16 protein-coding genes are annotated in these 16,778 nt (G+C 71.5%); 9 read left to right on the top strand and 7 right to left on the bottom strand.

The genetic code is table 11. The annotated features are described in order from the left end of the window. Window positions 1–2 precede the first annotated feature (2 nt). The gene (locus tag HLB44_RS17820; RefSeq protein ID WP_173124964.1) at window positions 3–1,007 is read left to right on the top strand and encodes a tRNA dihydrouridine synthase; all 1,005 of its coding nucleotides are present in this window, start codon (window positions 3–5) and stop codon (window positions 1,005–1,007) included. Here HLB44_RS17820 and HLB44_RS17815 read toward each other — a convergent pair. After that, on the bottom strand, window positions 953–1,357 hold the full coding sequence (locus tag HLB44_RS17815; protein WP_173124962.1) for a DUF1761 domain-containing protein: 405 nt from the start codon (window positions 1,355–1,357) through the stop codon (window positions 953–955). The two genes, HLB44_RS17820 and HLB44_RS17815, sit on opposite strands and share 55 nt — an antisense overlap. A gap of 89 nt (window positions 1,358–1,446) precedes the next feature. On the opposite strand from HLB44_RS17815, the gene HLB44_RS17810 reads away from it, so the two are divergent. From HLB44_RS17810 to HLB44_RS17785, 6 genes are all read left to right on the top strand, one after another. Further along, window positions 1,447–2,517 (top strand): sensor histidine kinase, encoded by a 1,071-nt coding sequence (locus tag HLB44_RS17810; RefSeq protein ID WP_173124960.1) that lies wholly within the window; start codon window positions 1,447–1,449, stop codon window positions 2,515–2,517. Continuing rightward, a complete protein-coding gene (locus HLB44_RS17805) occupies window positions 2,514–3,302 on the top strand; it encodes a LytR/AlgR family response regulator transcription factor (RefSeq protein WP_173124958.1) in 789 nt (262 codons plus the stop codon). The genes HLB44_RS17810 and HLB44_RS17805 overlap by 4 nt, the downstream gene beginning before the upstream one ends. Beyond that, entirely contained in the window at window positions 3,299–4,585 is a 1,287-nt protein-coding gene (locus HLB44_RS17800; RefSeq protein ID WP_173124956.1) for an NAD(P)/FAD-dependent oxidoreductase, read from the top strand. Before HLB44_RS17805 ends, HLB44_RS17800 begins: the two co-directional genes overlap by 4 nt. Window positions 4,586–4,694: 109 nt before the next feature. Continuing rightward, window positions 4,695–5,006, top strand: coding sequence for a hypothetical protein (locus tag HLB44_RS17795; protein ID WP_173124954.1), 312 nt, complete (start codon window positions 4,695–4,697; stop codon window positions 5,004–5,006). A 79-nt stretch (window positions 5,007–5,085) separates the two neighbouring features. Next, on the top strand, window positions 5,086–5,346 hold the full coding sequence (locus tag HLB44_RS17790; RefSeq protein ID WP_173124952.1) for an AbrB/MazE/SpoVT family DNA-binding domain-containing protein: 261 nt from the start codon (window positions 5,086–5,088) through the stop codon (window positions 5,344–5,346). Further along, entirely contained in the window at window positions 5,343–5,738 is a 396-nt protein-coding gene (locus HLB44_RS17785) for a type II toxin-antitoxin system VapC family toxin (RefSeq protein ID WP_173124950.1), read from the top strand. The genes HLB44_RS17790 and HLB44_RS17785 overlap by 4 nt, the downstream gene beginning before the upstream one ends. A 9-nt stretch (window positions 5,739–5,747) precedes the next feature. On the opposite strand, the gene HLB44_RS17780 is transcribed toward HLB44_RS17785, so the two are convergent. After that, window positions 5,748–7,526, bottom strand: a complete 1,779-nt coding sequence (locus tag HLB44_RS17780) for a glutamine--tRNA ligase/YqeY domain fusion protein (protein ID WP_173124948.1) — start codon at window positions 7,524–7,526, stop codon at window positions 5,748–5,750. A gap of 178 nt (window positions 7,527–7,704) precedes the next feature. On the opposite strand from HLB44_RS17780, the gene HLB44_RS17775 reads away from it, so the two are divergent. Both HLB44_RS17775 and HLB44_RS17770 read left to right on the top strand, forming a co-directional pair. Next, entirely contained in the window at window positions 7,705–10,992 is a 3,288-nt protein-coding gene (locus HLB44_RS17775) for a hybrid sensor histidine kinase/response regulator (protein WP_173124946.1), read from the top strand. Continuing rightward, window positions 10,989–12,164 carry an MFS transporter gene (locus HLB44_RS17770; RefSeq protein ID WP_173124944.1) on the top strand — a complete coding sequence of 392 codons (1,176 nt, stop codon included), beginning with the start codon at window positions 10,989–10,991 and terminating at the stop codon, window positions 12,162–12,164. The genes HLB44_RS17775 and HLB44_RS17770 overlap by 4 nt, the downstream gene beginning before the upstream one ends. A gap of 6 nt (window positions 12,165–12,170) precedes the next feature. Here the strand turns inward: HLB44_RS17770 and HLB44_RS17765 are convergent, their stop codons facing one another. The 5 genes from HLB44_RS17765 to HLB44_RS17745 form a co-directional block, all read right to left on the bottom strand. After that, a complete protein-coding gene (locus HLB44_RS17765) occupies window positions 12,171–12,986 on the bottom strand; it encodes a LytR/AlgR family response regulator transcription factor (RefSeq protein ID WP_173125576.1) in 816 nt (271 codons plus the stop codon). Between the two features lie 2 nt (window positions 12,987–12,988). Continuing rightward, a complete protein-coding gene (locus HLB44_RS17760; RefSeq protein WP_173124942.1) occupies window positions 12,989–14,098 on the bottom strand; it encodes a sensor histidine kinase in 1,110 nt (369 codons plus the stop codon). Window positions 14,099–14,108: 10 nt separating this feature from the next. Continuing rightward, the gene (locus HLB44_RS17755; protein ID WP_173124940.1) at window positions 14,109–14,621 is read right to left on the bottom strand and encodes a DUF6622 family protein; all 513 of its coding nucleotides are present in this window, start codon (window positions 14,619–14,621) and stop codon (window positions 14,109–14,111) included. 121 nt (window positions 14,622–14,742) lie between these two features. Further along, window positions 14,743–16,029, bottom strand: coding sequence for a hypothetical protein (locus tag HLB44_RS17750; RefSeq protein WP_173124938.1), 1,287 nt, complete (start codon window positions 16,027–16,029; stop codon window positions 14,743–14,745). 4 nt (window positions 16,030–16,033) lie between these two features. Further along, on the bottom strand, window positions 16,034–16,768 hold the full coding sequence (locus HLB44_RS17745; protein WP_173124936.1) for an outer membrane lipoprotein-sorting protein: 735 nt from the start codon (window positions 16,766–16,768) through the stop codon (window positions 16,034–16,036). Window positions 16,769–16,778: the final 10 nt, after the last annotated feature.

Genomic DNA, 16,778 nt, shown 5'->3' with positions numbered 1-16,778 from the left:
GGATGCTGTTACTTGCCCCGATGGAAGGGCTGCTCGACTTCAGCCTGCGCGACATCCTGACCCGCGCCGGTGGCATCGACCGCTGCGTTTCAGAATTCATCCGCGTCACCGACCAGCTGCTGCCGGACCGCGTCTTCCTGCGCGTGATGCCCGAGCTGCTGAACGGCAGCCGCACGCCGGCCGGCGTGCCGGTGCGCGCGCAGCTGCTCGGCTCGGACCCGGCTTGCCTCGCGGACAACGCCGCGGCACTGGCGGCGCTCGGGCCCGCCGGCATCGACCTCAACTTCGGCTGCCCCGCGAAGACGGTCAATCGCCATCGCGGCGGCGCGGTGCTGCTCGACGAGCCGGCGCTGATCCACGACATCGTCGCCGCGGTGCGCCGCGCGGTGCCGGCCGGCATGCCCGTGTCGGCCAAGATGCGGCTGGGCAACGCCAGCGACGGCCGCATGCTCGAGTGCGCGCAGGCGCTGGCCGCGGGCGGCGCCGAGGAGCTCGTCGTGCACGGCCGCACCAAGCTGCAGGGCTACAAGCCGCCGGCCTACTGGGATGCGATCGCCCGCATCCGCGAGGCGGTGGCGGTGCCGGTGATCGCCAACGGCGAGATCTGGAGCGTCGACGATGCACGGCGCTGCCGCGCCGAATCCGGCTGCGATGCGCTGATGCTGGGGCGCGGCATGGTCGCCGACCCCGGGCTGGCGCTGGCGATCCGTGCGCCGCATGCGCCGCCGCTCGGCTGGGACACGCTGCGGCCACTGCTGCGACGCTACTGGCAGGTGATTGCCGGCCACACCGAGCCGCGCCACCGGCCGGGGCGGGTCAAGCAGTGGCTGAACCTGCTGCGGCGGCGTTTCCCGCAGGCGCAGCAGACCTACGACGAGCTGCGCACGATCAACGACAGCGCCGCGTTCGAGGCGCGGCTCTTCGGCGCCATCGCGCCCATCGCACAGCCAGCCTACTTCCACCAGGCCAGCAGCCCGCCCATCAGCGTCAGCGAGAGCACGTGGTAGCCGCTGTTGATCAGCCACAGCACGACCGAGCGGCGTTCGAACAGGTCGTTGATTCCGAAGCACATCGCCACCCAGCCGATGCCGGCGGCCGCGCCCGCGGCCAGCCCGAAGCCGACCGTGGCCTGCGCGCCGAGAAAGGCCGCGAGGTTGGCCGCCATCACCAGCGAGCCCAGGTAGGCGAGGCCGAAGGTCCTGCCCATGTGAGCGTTCTTCAGCTGCTCGTCGCTCAAGCCCGTTTCGCGCTGCCAGCGCTTCGCGAACAGGATCGGCGAATACCAGACGCCCCCGATCAGGAAGGACAGTGCGGCGGCGACGGCGATTGCCAGCGGGTTCAGGTGCATCGACTCCATGGTGGGCGGGCCCTCGTGATGGTGGATGCAGCGCAGGCTAGGCGCCGCGTCGCCCGCCGCCCAGCGCCGCGGCACCGAAGCCGGATGCGATGGCGCTGAAGCCGGAATTCGTGCCGCCGAAACCGGTGCGGCGTGCCCACTTCGACGACCGAGCGCTGATGGCCGTCGGCATCCCCGCGTTCGGGCTGACGATCCCGCTGTTCTCGGGGCTGCTGCAGTTGGAAGCGCCAGGCATCACGCCGGACCAGGGGCCCTTCTGGGCCGGCATGGGCTGGTTCGTCGGCCTCGCGTTCTGCATCTGGTGGGGCAATCGCTGGCTGCTGTTCAAGCAGCGTGAGCACTGGGACTGGTTTGCCCAGCCGCTGCGCAAGCTGTCGATGCTGGTGGCGGCCTGCACGCTGTACACCGCGCCGCTGACGATCGCCTGGCTCGCCGCCTGGTACGCGGCACTCGGGGCACCGACCGACTGGGCGGTGGTGCGCATCGTCGCGCTGACCAACGTGATCTGCGTGATCTTCGTGACGCACGCCTACGAGACGCTGTTCCTGATCCGCGAGCGTGAATCCGATGCGCTGCAGCTGGCGCAGCTGCAACGCCTGCGCAGCGAGGCCGAGCTGGCGGCGCTGAAGGCGCAGGTGGATCCGCACTTCCTGTTCAACGGGCTCAACACGCTCGGCCACCTGATCAGCCACGATGCGCGCACGGCGCGCGAGTTCTGCGACTGCCTGGCCGAGGTCTACCGCTACGTGCTGGCCAACGGCCGGCGCGAGCAGGTGCCGCTGGCCGACGAGCTGAACTTCGTGCGGCAATACTTCCGGCTGCTGGAGCTGCGCTTCGGCAGCGACGCGGTGCAGCTGGACACGCCGCCCGAGTTGCCCGCGGGCCGGCTGATCGTGCCGCTGGCGCTGCAGGTGCTGGTCGAGAACGCCGTCAAGCACAACGCGGTCGCCGCGGACCAGCCGCTGCGCATCGGCATCGCGCTGCGCGCTGGCGATGCCTTGCACGTGCACAATGCGCGGCGGCCGCGACAGGGGCCGGCGCCGTCGACCGGCGTCGGCCTCGCCAACCTCGACGAGCGCTGCAAGCGGGTGGCTGGACGCGGCCTGCGCATCGAGCAGGATGCGCTGCATTTTGCCGTCGAGGTGCCACTGCTTTCATGAGTTACGCGCTGAAACTGCTGATCGCCGAAGACGAGCCGCCCGCGCTGGCGCGGCTGGTCGAGGCGTTGCAGCGCATCGCGCCGGCAGCCGAGGTGGTCGGCGCCGTCGGCTCGGTTCAGGCGGCGCGGCGCTGGCTGGCGGCGCACCCGGCGCCGGACCTGATGCTGCTGGACATCCAGCTCGGCGACGGCCTGTCGCTGGCGCTGTTCGAGGACCCGGCCGCGGCGCCGAGCGCGCCGGTGATCTTCACCACCGCGCACGACGCCTTCGTGCTCGATGCCTTCCGCTGCAACGCCATCGACTACCTGCTGAAGCCCGTCGCCGATGACGCGCTGGCCGCGGCCTTGGCGCGTTATGAACGCTTGAGCCGCCACTTCGCCGGCAACTTGGAAGGCCTGCTCGCCGCGCTGCACCTGCGCGGCGCCGAGGGCTCGGGCCGAGCCGGCTACCGCCAGCGCCTGGTGCTGCGCAAGGGCAGCGCCTTCGCCAGCGTGCGCAGCGAGGACATCGCCTGGTGCGCCTCGGTCGACAAGCTGACCTTCGTGCTGACGAAGGGCGGCGAACGGCTGCTGGCCGACGAGACGCTGGCCGAGCTCGAAGCCGGGCTCGACCCGCGGCGCTTCTTCCGCGCCAACCGACAGACGCTGGTGCAGCTCGATGCGGTGAAGAGCTTCCGCCCGCAGGGCAAGGGCCAGTTGAAGCTCGAGCTGCAGCCCGCCGCCGAGGCGCCGGTGCTGGTGAGCCAGGAGCGGGCGCGGGCGTTCAGGGAGTGGCTGGCTGGATGAGCGGTAACTACTACGAATCGACAATCGGCTTCCGCCCGCCGACGCGGCCGCTGGCCGGGCGCAACGAGACCGACGTCTGCATCATCGGCGCCGGCTTCGCGGGCCTCGCGACCGCGCTCGGGCTGATCGAGCGCGGCCGATCGAACCTGGTCGTGCTCGAAGCCGAGCGCGTCGGCCACGGCGCATCGGGCCGCAACGGCGGCTTCGTCTTCGGCGGCTACAGCCTCGACAACGCCGAGCTGCTGAGCCAGCTCGGCCCCGAGCGCGCCCGTGCCGCCTACGGCCTGACGCGCGAAGCGCTCGGCACGATCCGCCGCCGCATCGGGCAGCACGGCATTGCCTGCGACAAGGTCGAAGGCGGCGCGCTGCTCGTCAACTGGTTCGACGAGCCGGCGATCCTCGAGCGGCAGCAGCGGCTGATGCGCGACGCTTTCGGCGTCGAGTGGGGCTTGATCGACAAGCGCGAGCTGGACGCCTGCCACGTGCGCTCCGATCGCTACTTCGGCGCGCTGCTCGAACCCGATGCCTTCCACTTCCATCCGCTGAAGTACACGCTCGGCCTGGCCGCGGCGATCGGCGCCGGCGGCGGGCGCGTGCACGAGCACTCGCCGGTGCGTTCGATCCGGCGGCGTGGCGCCGTCTGGCGCGTACGCACCGCGCACGGCGAGGTGCACGCGCGCGAGCTGGTGATTGCCGGCGGCGGCTACCTGCGGCATCTGGTGCCGGCACTCGAACGGGCGATGCTGCCGATCGCCACCTACGTGATGGTCACCGAGCCGCTGGGCGCGCTGGGCAAGGCGCTGATCCCGAGCCCCGCGGCGATCTACGACACGCGCTTCGCGTTCGACTACTACCGCATGCTGCCCGACACACGGCTGCTGTGGGGCGGCCGCATCAACGTGCGCGACCGCCGGCCCGAGGACATCGCCGACTTTCTGAAGCGCGACCTGCTGCGCGTGTACCCGCGGCTGGCCGACGTGAAGGTCGACTTCGCCTGGAGCGGGCTGATGAGTTATGCCCGCCACAAGATGCCGCAGATCGGGCGCCTCGCCAGCGGCCCCTGCGCCGGCGCCTGGCATGCGATCAGCTTCGGCGGCCACGGCGTGGCGCCGACGACGGTGGCCGGCGAGCTGCTCGCCGCGGCGATCGCTTCAGCGCAGCCGATTCCCGAGGCCTTCGGCCGCTACGGCCTGCCGCGCACCTGGGGGCCGCTGGGCCTGGCGGCGGCGCAGGCCACGTATTCGTGGCTCGAAGCGAAGGACTGGATGCGCTCCCGCGGTTGAGGCATCGACATCCAGGTCGGGGGATGACGTGCGGCGCCCGCGAGCCTAGGCTCAAGTCACGCATCACCATCGAGCGCGCCGCGCCCTCGGGCCCGCGGTGCCTGCAGCCATGCACCACGCTTCGTTCACCGCAACCGTCGAAGGCGACCAGCTCGCGCGACGCGCGAAGGATCGTTCGCAAGCCATCGCACTGCTGCGTGAGCGCCGACACGCCGGCTTCTCGTGGACCCATGCCGGCTACTTCGCGGCCGGCGCGGTGGCCGGCTGGAGTGCATCGCTGGGCAACGACACGCCGTGGCTGGTGGCCGCCGCGGCCGGCGCGGCGCTCTTTCTCGCTGCCGCGGCGTGGCGCGAGTGCGCGATCCTGCGGCGCCGCGAGCAGGCGATCCTGAAGCTGCTGCTCGACCGGCACGCGCACTGAGCCACCGCGGTAAGAAACCTCCGGCTTGTCGGAGTGGCCTCCTGCAGTAGGATTGGCGCCGACATTTCGGAGCGTTGGCATGTCTTCCGTTTGCACCGTCAGCGACAAGGGGCAGGTGACGCTGCCCAAATCGTTGCGCGATCAGCTGGGCATCGGGCCCGGCACGCGCTTGCAGTTCAGCATCGATGGCGACGGCCAGCTGCGGGCGCAAGTGCTGTCGCGCGGCGCGGTGGGACTGTTCGGCCTGCTCGCCAAGCCGGGCGAGCGTGCGCGCAGCCTCGACGAGATGGACGCCGCGGTGGGCCAGACGGTGCGCGCCCGCGCGGGGCGCAAGTCTTGATCGCCGTCGACACCAACGTGCTGGTCCGGCTGCTCGTCAACGACGACGCGGACCAGGCGGCCAAGGCGCGCCGCTTCTTCGATGCCCAGGCCGAGCGCGAGGAGCCGGTATGGGTCGCCGATACGGTGCTGGTCGAGCTGGGTTGGACGCTGCTGCGCGCCTACGGCCGGCCGCGCGCCGACCTGGTGGTGGCGCTGCGCGCCTTGACGGCACACGCCACGGTGGCGCTGGAATCCCCCGAGGCGGTGTCCGAAGCGCTGGCGCTGTTCGAGCGCGGCCCGGCCGACTTCGCCGACTGCCTGCTGTGCGCCAAGGCCCGCCTCGCCGGCTGCGGCGGCGTCGCGACCTTCGATCGCGCAATGAAGACGCTGGCCGGAGTCAAGCTGCTGTAGTAGCGCCGCTCATTTTCCCCAGCCGTCCTTCAGCCCGGTGATGCGGTTGAACACCGGCGCATCGCTCCGGTGGTCCTTGCGATCGGTGATGAAGTAGCCGTGGCGCTCGAACTGGAAACGCGCTTCCGCCGGCAGGCCGGCGAGCGAGGGCTCGACGTAGCCCGCAACCACCGTCTTGCTCGCCGGGTTCAGCACGTCGCGGAAGTCGCGGTCGCCGGCATCGGGCTGGGCTTCGGTGAACAGGCGGTCGTAGAGCTTGATCGTCGCCGGCACCGCGTCGTGCACGCCGACCCAGGTGATCGTGCCCTTGACCTTGACCGCGTCGGCGCCCGGCGTGCCGCTCTTGGTGTCCGGCACCACGGTCGCCAACACCGATGTGACGCGGCCATCGGCGTCCTTCTCGCAGCCGGTGCACTCGATCACCATGCCGTACTTCAACCGCACCTTGTTGCCAGGGAAAAGGCGGAAGAAGCCCTTCGGCGGCACCTCGGCGAAGTCGTCGCGCTCGATCCACACCGCGGGGCCGAGGCTGAACTGGCGCTGGCCGAGCTCGGGCCGCTGCGGGTGCGCCGGCGCGTGGCAGGGCTCGTGATGTCCGGCGCCGAAGAGTTGATCCCAGTTCGTCAGTGTCAGCTTCAGCGGATCGATCACGGCCATCGCGCGCGGCGCCTGGCCCTCCAGGTCGTCGCGCAGCGCGATGTCGAGCGCGCTGTAGTCGACCCAGATGTTGGTCTTCGAGGCGCCGGTGTTCTCGGCCATCGTGCGCACCGAGGCCGGCGTGTAGCCGCGCCGGCGCATGCCGGCCAAGGTCGGCATGCGCGGGTCGTCCCAGCCCTCGACGATGCCCTCGTCGACCAGCGCCTTCAGCTTGCGCTTGCTGGTGATCACGTAGGTCAGGTTCAGCCGGCCGAACTCGTGCTGCTTGGGCAGTGGCCGCTGCAGCAGGCCGTTATCGGCCAGCGCGTTCAGCAGCCAGTCGTAGAACGGCCGCTGGTCCTCGAACTCCAGCGTGCAGATGCTGTGGGTGATGTTCTCGAGCGCGTCCTCGATCGGGTGCGCGTAGGTGTACATCGGGTAGATGCACCACTTGTCGCCGGTGTTGTGGTGGTGCGCGCGCTTGATGCGGTAGAGCGCCGGGTCGCGCAGGTTGATGTTCGGCGAGGCCATGTCGATCTTCGCGCGCAGCACCATCGCGCCGTCGGCATGCTGGCCGTCGCGCATCTCGCGAAAGCGCGCGAGGTTGTCCTCGCGGCTGCGCTCGCGCCACGGGCTGTTCGTGCCCGGCGTCGTGAAGTCGCCGCGGTTCGCACGCATCTGATCGGCGCTCTGCTCGTCGACGTAGGCCAGGCCGGCGTCGATCAGCGTCTCGGCGGCGCGGTACATGAAGTCGAAGTAGTTGCTGGCGTAGTACAGGTGACTGGTGCCGTTGGCGTCCCAGCTCCAGCCCAGCCAGTGCACCATCTCGACGATCGCGTCGACGTACTCCTGCTCTTCCTTCTCCGGATTGGTGTCGTCGAAGCGCAGGTGGCAGACGCCGCCGTAGTCGCGCGCGAGACCGAAGTTTAGGCAGATGCTCTTCGCGTGGCCGACGTGCAGGTAGCCGTTCGGCTCGGGCGGAAAGCGCAGCCGCACCTGTGCCGGATCCGGCCTGCCCGCCGCGTGGTGCGCTGCGTCGCCCGGAGTGCCGCCCCACTGTCGGCCTGCATAGGCGCCTTCGGCGAGCTCACGCTCGATGATCGTGCGCAGGAAGTTGCTGGGCTTGGGCGGAGCAGGCGGGGCAGCGGACATGGGGCGGCGCCGGCCAATGGGGCTCGAGCGCGTGTCGGGAAACGGATGCAAATTCTAGCCAGCGCCCTCCGTGCAGCTTGCCAGGCCCCGGCGCGTGCTCTTCCGTAGCGTCAACAGGCCCTGGCGGCCATGCGCATGGCATGATTGCCCACATCCGTCAGGGGGGGCATAGACCGAGATGGACAGCACCGCCGCAGCGGCCGGAGTGCCGCTTCGCCGCAGCCTGGTGGCGGCCGCGTTTTTCGCGGTGTTCGCATCGCTGCTGGTATTCCTGGCGGCGACCCATGTGTTCGTCGTGCGGCCCTCCATCGACGACTTGGCCAGCGCGCAGCTGCGCCTGGCGTCCGGCCGCGTCGAAGCCGACATGCGCACGCTGGTGCAGCGCATCGAGGCCGTGGTGCGCGTGAACCGCGACTGGGGCCGGCGCGGCCTGATCGACGAGACCGACGCGCTGCGCTTCGATACCTTGCTGGTACCGGCGCTGCGCCACGGGCCGCACCTGTCGTCGGTGGTGGTGGCCAATCAATCGGGGCGCGAGCTGCTGCTGCTGCGCCAGGGCGACGGCACCTGGCTCAACCGCCTGACCGACTCGGCCGCGCATGCCGGCCGCGCGCGCTTGCTGACCTGGGACGACCGCGGCCAGCTGCTGAAGGACGAGTGGCAGCCGTCGGACTACGACGCCCGGACCCGCCCCTGGTTCAAGGGCGGCATGGCGCTGGCCGACGACGAGGCCATCTTCTGGAGCGAGCCCTACGTGTTCCGCTCCTCCGGCGAACCGGGCCTGTCGGTCGTCGTGCGCTGGGTCGGCGCCGATGGCGTGCGGCGCGTGATGACCAGCGACATGAAGTTGCGCGACCTCTCGCGCACCACGCGCGAGATCGTGGCCGGCCAGAACGGCTTCGTCGCGGTCATGACGCGCGACGGCCAGGTGCTCGGCCTGCCGCGTGCGGCGGCGCTGGCGGACGAGGCGGCCGTGCAGCAGGCGCTGCTGAAACCGGCCGAAGCACTGGCCCTGCCGCCGCTGAGCGAAGGCCTGAAGCGCTGGCGCGCCGGCGGCGCGCGCGACGGCGAGCTGCTGCGCTTCGACGCCGCCGGGCAGCGCTGGCTGGCACGCATCGAGCCCGTTCAGTTCGGCGCCCAGACCTTCTGGCTGGCGACGATGGCGCCGGCGGCCGACTTCACGCCCGGCGGCCGCACCGAGCTGGTGGTGCTGGCGCTGATCGTCGCGCTGACGCTGCTGCTGGCCTGGGTCGTGGCCGCGCGGCTGGCCCGGCGCTTCGCCGACCCGCTGGCACAGCTGGCGCGGCAGAGCGAACGCATCGGCCGCCTCGAGCTCGACCAGCCGGTGGTCGTGCAGGCACCGTGGTGCGAGTTCCAGACGCTGGCGCGGGCGCAGGAGGCGATGCGCGGCGAGCTGCTGGCCACCACGCAGCGCCTGGCCCAAGCCAATGATTCGCTCGAGGCCAAGGTGGTCGAGCGCACGCGCGAGCTCGCCGATGCACGGGATGCTGCGCAGGCCGCGGCGCGCGCGAAGGCCGATTTCCTGGCCAACATGAGCCACGAGATCCGCACGCCGATGAATGCCGTGCTCGGCATGACCGACCTGGCGCTGCGCACCGAGCTGTCGCCGCGCCAGCAGGGTTACCTGGGCAAGACGCGGCAGGCGGGGTTGTCGTTGCTGGGCCTGATCAACGACATCCTCGACTTCTCGAAGATCGAGGCCGGCAAGCTGCAGGTCGACCAGCTGGAGTTCACGCTGCAGGCGGTGTTCGACCGCGTCACCGCGCTGGTCGGGCTGAAGGCCCACGAGCGCGGGCTCGAACTGCTGATGAACACCGCGCCCGACGTGCCGGCGCGGCTGGTGGGCGATGCGATGCGCCTGGAGCAGGTGCTGGTCAACCTGTGCAGCAACGCGGTGAAGTTCACCGACGAAGGCGAGATCGTGATCGTCACCGTGCGTGCGCTGCGCGACGACGGCGAGCGCATCGTGCTGCGCTTCTCGGTGCGCGACACCGGCGTGGGCATCGGCGCGGAACAGATTGCCGGGCTCTTCCAGCCGTTCAACCAGCTCGACACCTCGGTCACGCGCCGCCACGGCGGCACCGGGCTGGGGCTGGCGATCTGCAAGCAGCTGGTCACGCTGATGGGGGGCGAGATCGGCGTGCACAGCCAGCCCGGCAAGGGCAGCGACTTCTTCTTCACGCTGTCGTTCGGCCGCGTGCCGGGCGACGTGGCCTCCGCCGTGCCGGTGGCCCTGGCCCCGCTGCCCACCGGGCTGCGCATCCTGGTGTGCGATGACAGCGCCAATGCGCGCGAGATCTTCGAGGGACTGCTCACCGGCATGGGCTACCGGCCGGTGGTGGTGTCGGGCGGCGAGCAGGCGCTGGCCGAGCTGCGCCGGTCCCGGCCGCCGTACGACCTGCTGCTGCTGGACTGGAAGATGCCCGGCATCGACGGGCGCGAGGTGATCCGCCAGCTGCGCGCCGATCCGTCCGTGCCGGCGCCGGCCATCATCCTCGTCACCGCCTACGGCGACGAGGACCTGGTGCGCTGGGCATCCGAGCAGCGGCTGGCGGGCTGCCTGGCCAAGCCGCTCAGCGCATCCACGCTGCACGATGCGATGGCTGGCGCGCTCGGGCGGCAGGCGCGGGGCGCCGCGCCCGCCGGCCCGGTGGTGGCGCAGCCGCCGCCGGCGCTGCGCGGCCGCCGCGTGCTGCTGGTCGAGGACAACGAGTTCAACCAGATCGTCGCCTCCGAGCTGCTCGGCGACGTGGCCGGCATGCAGGTGGTGCTGGCGATGCAGGGCGAACAGGCCCTGCAGCGGCTGCAGGAGGGACCGGTCGACGTGGTGCTGATGGACGTGCAGATGCCGGTGATGGACGGCTACCGGGCCACCCGGCTGATGCGCGAGAACCCGGCGTGGGCCGGGCTGCCGATCATCGCGATGACGGCGCATGCGATGCAGGGCGACCGCGAGAAGTGCCTGGCCGCGGGCATGAACGACCACGTCGGCAAGCCCATCGAACCGGCCGCGCTGTTCGCGGTGTTGCAGCGCTGGCTGCGCGACGATCCGTCGCCGGTCGCCGCCCCGGGCGGTGGGAACGGCGTGCGCGGCGTGGGCGTGTCCTTCGAGCTCGGGCTGCAACGCTGCCTCGGCCGGCGCGAGCTCTACGAGCGCATCCTGCGCGTCTACGTCGAAGGCCATGCCGAACCGGTCGCGGCGCTCGCCGCTGCACTGACCCACGGTGACGCGCCCGCAGCGGCGGCGGTGGCGCATTCGCTGGTGTCCACCGCCGAGACCATCGGTGCCGAGGCGATGGCCGCCGCCGCGCGGCGCATCGAGCTGGCACCCGACCTCGCCCTGCCGGCGCGCCGCGCCCAGCTGCTGGAGGCCTACCAGCGCGAAGCGCGCCGCGTGCTGGCGGACATCCAGGCTTACCTGGGCAGCGAGGTGGCGGCGCCATGAGGGGAGCGGGCAGCGTCGGCCTGTACCTGGCGGTGGTGCAGTTCTTCTTCGCGCTGAGCTGGATCGTCTACGTGATCTACCTGCCGCAGCTGGCCGAGCGGGCCGGCCTGCCGCGCTCGGTGGTGCCCTGGCTGCTGATGCTCGATCAGCTGCTGTTCATCGTCTGCGACACCGCCGTCGGCTTCGCCAGCGATCGGGCGGCGCAGGTGCTGGGCAAGGTCGGCCGCTGGATGATCGTCGCGACGCTGGTGTCGATGGCCGCCTTCGTCGCGCTGCCCTTCGGCGCGCCCGGTGGGCCGGTGCTGCTGACGCTGCTGACTGTGGTGTGGGCGATCAGCTCGTCGGTGCTGCGCGCCCCGCCCTTGACGCTGCTGGGCCGCTACGTCGCGAAGCCGACGCAGCCATTGCTGGTTGCGCTGATGCTGCTGGGCAGCGGCATCGCCGCGGCGGTGGCCCCCTACCTCGGGCTGGTGCTCAAGCAGATCGACCCGCGCTGGCCGTTCGCGCTGTCGTCGCTGGCGCTGGCCGCGGTGGTGGTCGGCATGGTCGCGGCGGAGCGGGCGCTGGCGCGCTCGCATGCGGTGCAGCCGGCGCCGAAGGTGGTGCGGACGAAGCCGCTGACGACGCCGATTCCCGGTTTCCTGCTCGCCGCGCTGCTGGCGGCCGCCGCCTTCCAGCTGCATGCGAACGTGCTCAGCGCGCCGCTGTACCTGCGCCACGCGGCCGCCGCCGAGCTGCCGTGGCTGATGCCGGTGTTCTGGGTCGGGTTCAACCTCGCGCTGCTGCCGGCGAGCCTGTTGACCAAACGCTACGGTTCACTGGCGATGATGGCCGCCGGTGCCTTTGCGGCGGCCGGCTGCACGCTGCTGGCTTGGGCCGCCGGCAGCCTGCCGGTGCTGCTGGCGGCGCAAGGGCTGGCCGGCGCGAGCTGGGCCGTGCTGTTGATGAGCGGGTTCGCGTCGGCGCTGTGGTTCGGCCATGTCGGCCGCGAGGGTCTGCTCAGCGGCGCGATGAATGCGCTGCTGGCCGGCGCGGCGCTGGCGCGGCTCGGGCTGGTGGTCACGGTCGCGCCGGCACCGGCGGTGGCGCTCGGCTGGGGCTGGGTGCCGGCGCTCGGCTTCGTGCTCGGCGCGGCGCTGCTCGCGGTGATCTGGCAGCGCTCACGCGCCTGAACGGAGTCACATCCCCTTGAACAGGTGCGCGTAGAGGCGGCTCGCGGTCAGCTTCTCGGGCCGGCCACGCAGCGTCAGCACCACCTTGCCGGAGTCGTCGCGCAGCGCGGTGGTGATCGCGCTGGCGCGCACGACCAGGCTGCGGTGCACCTGCCAGAACTTCTGCGTGTCCAGCTGCGGCATCAGCTCACGCAGCGACAGCCGGATCAGGTGCTCGCGCTCGGCGGTGATCACGCGGATGTACTTGTCGGCGGCCTCGAAATACAGCACCTCGTCGACCGGCACCATGTGCACCAGGTTGCCGACGCTGGCCTGGATCACGTCGAGCCGCGGCGCCGCCGGCGCGGCGCTGGCGCCGAGCAGCGCGCGCAGTTGTTCGAGCGTGCGGTCGAGCGGGCTGTCACCGGTGTCGGCGGTGGCCGGCGCGCGGTCGCCCAGGCGCTTCTTCAGCCGCTCGATGCAGGCCGCCAGCCGCGCCGGCTCCACCGGCTTCACGAGGTAGTCGACCGCCTGCGCGTCGAAGGCCTGCAGCGCGTACTGGTCGTAGGCGGTGACGAAGACCAGCAGCGGGAAGGGTGCCGCATCGTCGGGCCAGTCTTCGGCCAGCGCCTGTGCGGCTTCGAGGCCGGTCAGCCCGGGCATGCGGATGTCGAAGAAGCACAGCGTGGGCTGCAGCGCCAGCGCCTGCGTGACCGCACTGGCGCCATCGCCGACGATCGCCGCGATTGCCAGCTCAGGCCACAGGCGCGCCAGCTCGGCCTTCAGCCCGGCGGCGAGCAGCGGTTCGTCTTCGGCGATCAGCGCGGTGAGCTCGGCGGTCATGGTCATGAGGAGGTCGTCGGCAGCGGCAGCGAGACGGTGGCCAGCACGCCGCCATCGGCGTCCGGCGCGGCGGCGAGATAGAACGACGCGGCGCCGCCGAACAGCGCGGCGAGGCGCTCGCGCACGTGCGCGGTGCCGAAGCCGCTGTCCGCACGCGCTGCCGCGCCGCTGCCGAGGCCGACGCCGGTGTCGCGCACCGACAGCAGCAGCCAACCGCTTTCGCGCTTGGCCGACACGACGAGGCGGCCCGGTCCGACCTTGGGCTCCAGCCCATGCTTGATCGCGTTCTCGACCAGCGGCTGCAGCAGCAGCGGCGGCACCGGCAGCTCGCGCAGCTCGGCGGGCAGGTCGAAGCGGGTTTCCAGCCGCGGACCCATGCGGATCGCCATCAGCGCGAGGTAGTCGGCCAGGCGCTCGAACTCCGCCGCCAGCGTGTGCTGGCTGGCGCGCGAGCCGTTCAGCGTTGCGCGCAGGAAGGCGATCAGCCGGTCGAGCATCGATTGCGCGGCCGGCGGGTCCATGCCGATCAGCACGCGCAGGTTGGCCAGCGTGTTGAACAGCATGTGCGGCTCGAGCTGCGAGCGCAGCAGGTCCAGCCGCGCCAGCGTCGCATCGCGCTCGGCGCGGGCCAGCAGCGCCTCCTGCACCGCCGTCTTGCCGCGGTGGTAGTAGAAGCCGGAGATCAGGGCGCCGATCGTCGCGGTGATCGCGATGTCGCGCGCGAGGTTGCGGCGGCCGAGGCGGTAGGTGTCGAACGGCGACCAGCCGTAGATCATGTCGCCGATCGCATGGCCGACGATGAAGCCGAGCATCGTGCCTCCGGTGATCAGCACGATGATGCGCCAGCCGCGCGGCCAGCCGCTGAGCGGATCGAGCTCGAACGCGAAGCGGCCGCCGTCGATGCTCAGCCAGGCCGACAGGCCGATGCACTGCGAATAGACGATCTGTTTCAGGTATTGGCCGTCGCCGACGAAGCCGAGCACCAGCCCGACGACCAGGTTCACCGCGGCCACCGTCAACCCGTGGCGCAGCATGTCGAGCCAGCGCGGGGTGCACTGCGGCTCGATCTCGCCGGTGAGCGGCGACAGCGTGAATCGGGTCGGAGCGGGCATGGCGGGATTGTCAGGCCAAGGCCGGCCGCGCCACTGCGGCGCTGCCGAGGATGCGCAGCGCGCGCCCGGCCATCAGGCCGGCCGGCAGGCCGTAGAGCAGCGCGGCACCGGCGCCGAAGAGCGTCTGCTGTGCCAGCGCCGGGACGACGGCCAGCGAGACGTTGACGGCATAACGCATGAAGAACACGGCCATCATCGTCACCAGCGGCAGCGCGCTGCCGCCGAGCAGCAGGCGGCCCTCGGGCAGCGCCTGCACGCGGCCTGCCGGCGGGAAGACACGCGTCAGCGCCAGGCCGAGCAGCACGCCGAGCAGCCACGGGCCTTCGACGGCCGCATGCAGGCCGAACGCACCGGCCACGCCCGACAGCGACAGCACGCCGAGCACGACCGGAAGGATGATCACCCGGCGCCGCGTGACCTCGCGCTCGCGCAGTTGCGCGAGGCCGAGCACGATCAGCCCAGCCAGCAGGACCCAGACCCAGACGGGGGTGCGGCTGATGATGGTCAGGAGGAAAGTGCTCATCGGTGTTCTCCGGGGCTTGTCGGTTGCGATGTCCGCATGGTGCGGATCGCCGGGGCTCGCGACGAGCGAGCTGCGACGAAACGGCGCCGCAGGTCGTGAAGTGGCGGCGGCGCGCCGCCAGTCAGAACGGCCGCGTGGCCGCCAGCAGCACGCTGCGGCGCGTCGGCAGCTGCGCGATCACCGCCTCGGCCGGCCCGCCGTTGATCCGTACCGCGGCATTCAGGCGCCAATGGTCGCCCTGCCACTGCAGGCTCGCGGTCAGCATGCGGCCGCGGTCGGCCGGCGTGATCAGCGCGTCGAAGGCCAGCTGCCAGGGTTCGGGCTGCCACGACAGGCGCACGAACAGGTTGTCGCGGCGCAGGCTCTGGGCGTTGAAGGGCGTCGCCTGCCAGGCCAGGTTGCCGGCCTTCGCAGCGGCGGGCACCGGCGGGCTGGGCAGGCGCTTCAGCGCGCTGCTGCGCGCGTTCCAGCGCTTCCAGTCGGCATCGGCGAGCGTCGTGCCGTCGTGCCAGTACTCGAGCAGCACCCCCTGGCGCTGCAGGCCGGTCCAACTGGCGCCGACCAGCCATTGCGTCGCGTGGCCGAGCGTGGCCGGCTGCCACGGGTTGCCAGCCACCGGCGCATCGCCTGCGGCGGGTGAGAAACGCCAGCCGTCATGACGCTGCAGCAAGCGGATCGAGCCGTGCAGCTCGAGCTCGTCGGTCGCGATCCAGGCCAGCGCGCTGCCGATGCTGGCGCCGGTGTGCGCGCCGTGGCGCGCGAAGCCGAAGGCATCGAGCCCGCCGAAGCGCCGGTAGGCGCGCCACGCGAACGCGCTCTCGGCCGCACCGCGGCTCGCGGCATCGTCGGCCGACCAGCGCTGCGGATTGACCCACACCAGCGACAGTGCGCTGTCGGCGTCGAAGCGCTCGAGCTGCAGCAGCGGCCGCCCCTCGGGCGTCGACGACAGCAGCGTGCGGCGCACCTCCTGCTGCACGAAGTCGTTGGGGCGGAAGCCGTAGCCGACGTCCCAGCCGAGCACCTTCTTGCCGGCGCTCGCCTGCCAGGCACCGAAGTCGGCCGACAGATGCAGCTCGTTGACCCGGGCCTCGCCGTCGGAGGCGCGGCCCTCGGCATGCTGGTGGCCGAGCCACAGGTTGCCGGCCAGCGAGAGCGGCGTTGCGCCGAGCCGAGTGCGCAGCATGTGGCGCAGCTCGGCCTCGGCGAGCAGCGCGCTCGCCGGCGGCGGCGCGATGCCCGGCTGCAGCGCTTCTGCCGCGGCCAGCGGTCCGCGCGAAGAGGCGCTGCGATCGGTCCACGACAGCCGCAGCTCGCCGCTCGGCGTCTCGCCTTCCGCCTGGACCGCGAACGACGCGCAGCCCGCCGCCAGCGCCACGCTCGCGAGGCGCTTGATCGACAACGATCGCACCGCGTTACTCCAGCGCCGGATTGCGCGCCAGGAACATCGGGTTCAGCCAGGCCTCGGGCACCTGCTTCGCCTGCCGCGAGACGTAGCGCACGCGCGTTTCCTTGTGCGAGCTGAGCTTGTCGGTGAGCACCATCTCCTGCACCTGCCCACCCGGCTTGTCCATCACGAAGCTGGCCAGCTTGGCGAGCTTGTCGGACTGCACGTAGAGCTCGGCCTTCAAGGGCTCGCCGCGTGCCTTGCCCAGCCACAGCTCGATGCGCGCGTACGACAAGCCCTTGCGCGCCGACTGCAGCGTGACGTGTAGGCACTTCTGCGCCTCGCACTGCTCCTCGCCGACCAGCGTGCCGGTGTAGTCCTCGGCCCAGCTCAGCGTCGCGATGTCGCCGGTCGACGCGTCGCCGAGCAGCTTCTGCGACGGCGTGATGCGCAGCGGCCGCTGGCTGCCGGGCAGCAGCAGCCAGAAGTCGTCGCCGAGCATCAGCACCTTCTGCCCGGCTTCAGCCGGCGAGCGCATCAGCACCAGCGACTTGTGCTGCGCCTGCGCGAACACCGTGTAGCGGCGCTCCTTGTCGGGCGAGCCGTCGCGGTTCAACACGGTGACCTGGGTCTCGACCTGCAGGTCGGCACCGCCGCCGGTGCGGTAGCGGTCGGCGGTCTTCAGCAGCGCGCCGACGTCGGTCGTCGCCTGCGCGGCAAGTGCGGCGGCGGCCAGCGCCAGCGCAGTGAACAGCTTCTTCATGATGAATCCT

This window comes from Pseudaquabacterium terrae (assembly GCF_013266755.1).
In the GTDB taxonomy this organism is placed as follows: Bacteria; Pseudomonadota; Gammaproteobacteria; order Burkholderiales; family Burkholderiaceae_C; genus Pseudaquabacterium; species Pseudaquabacterium terrae.
This window is presented reverse-complemented; position numbering and strand designations above follow the sequence as displayed.

What these genes read in the sequence shown, in the direction of transcription:
- HLB44_RS17820 (WP_173124964.1), top strand. Translation starts at nt 3, where the DNA reads ATGCTGTTACTTGCCCCGATGGAAGGGCTGCTCGACTTCAGCCTGCGC.
- HLB44_RS17815 (WP_173124962.1), bottom strand. Translation starts at nt 1,357, where the DNA reads ATGGAGTCGATGCACCTGAACCCGCTGGCAATCGCCGTCGCCGCCGCA.
- HLB44_RS17810 (WP_173124960.1), top strand. Translation starts at nt 1,447, where the DNA reads ATGGCGCTGAAGCCGGAATTCGTGCCGCCGAAACCGGTGCGGCGTGCC.
- HLB44_RS17805 (WP_173124958.1), top strand. Translation starts at nt 2,514, where the DNA reads ATGAGTTACGCGCTGAAACTGCTGATCGCCGAAGACGAGCCGCCCGCG.
- HLB44_RS17800 (WP_173124956.1), top strand. Translation starts at nt 3,299, where the DNA reads ATGAGCGGTAACTACTACGAATCGACAATCGGCTTCCGCCCGCCGACG.
- HLB44_RS17795 (WP_173124954.1), top strand. Translation starts at nt 4,695, where the DNA reads ATGCACCACGCTTCGTTCACCGCAACCGTCGAAGGCGACCAGCTCGCG.
- HLB44_RS17790 (WP_173124952.1), top strand. Translation starts at nt 5,086, where the DNA reads ATGTCTTCCGTTTGCACCGTCAGCGACAAGGGGCAGGTGACGCTGCCC.
- HLB44_RS17780 (WP_173124948.1), bottom strand. Translation starts at nt 7,526, where the DNA reads ATGTCCGCTGCCCCGCCTGCTCCGCCCAAGCCCAGCAACTTCCTGCGC.
- HLB44_RS17775 (WP_173124946.1), top strand. Translation starts at nt 7,705, where the DNA reads ATGGACAGCACCGCCGCAGCGGCCGGAGTGCCGCTTCGCCGCAGCCTG.
- HLB44_RS17770 (WP_173124944.1), top strand. Translation starts at nt 10,989, where the DNA reads ATGAGGGGAGCGGGCAGCGTCGGCCTGTACCTGGCGGTGGTGCAGTTC.
- HLB44_RS17765 (WP_173125576.1), bottom strand. Translation starts at nt 12,986, where the DNA reads ATGACCGCCGAGCTCACCGCGCTGATCGCCGAAGACGAACCGCTGCTC.
- HLB44_RS17760 (WP_173124942.1), bottom strand. Translation starts at nt 14,098, where the DNA reads ATGCCCGCTCCGACCCGATTCACGCTGTCGCCGCTCACCGGCGAGATC.
- HLB44_RS17755 (WP_173124940.1), bottom strand. Translation starts at nt 14,621, where the DNA reads ATGAGCACTTTCCTCCTGACCATCATCAGCCGCACCCCCGTCTGGGTC.
- HLB44_RS17745 (WP_173124936.1), bottom strand. Translation starts at nt 16,768, where the DNA reads ATGAAGAAGCTGTTCACTGCGCTGGCGCTGGCCGCCGCCGCACTTGCC.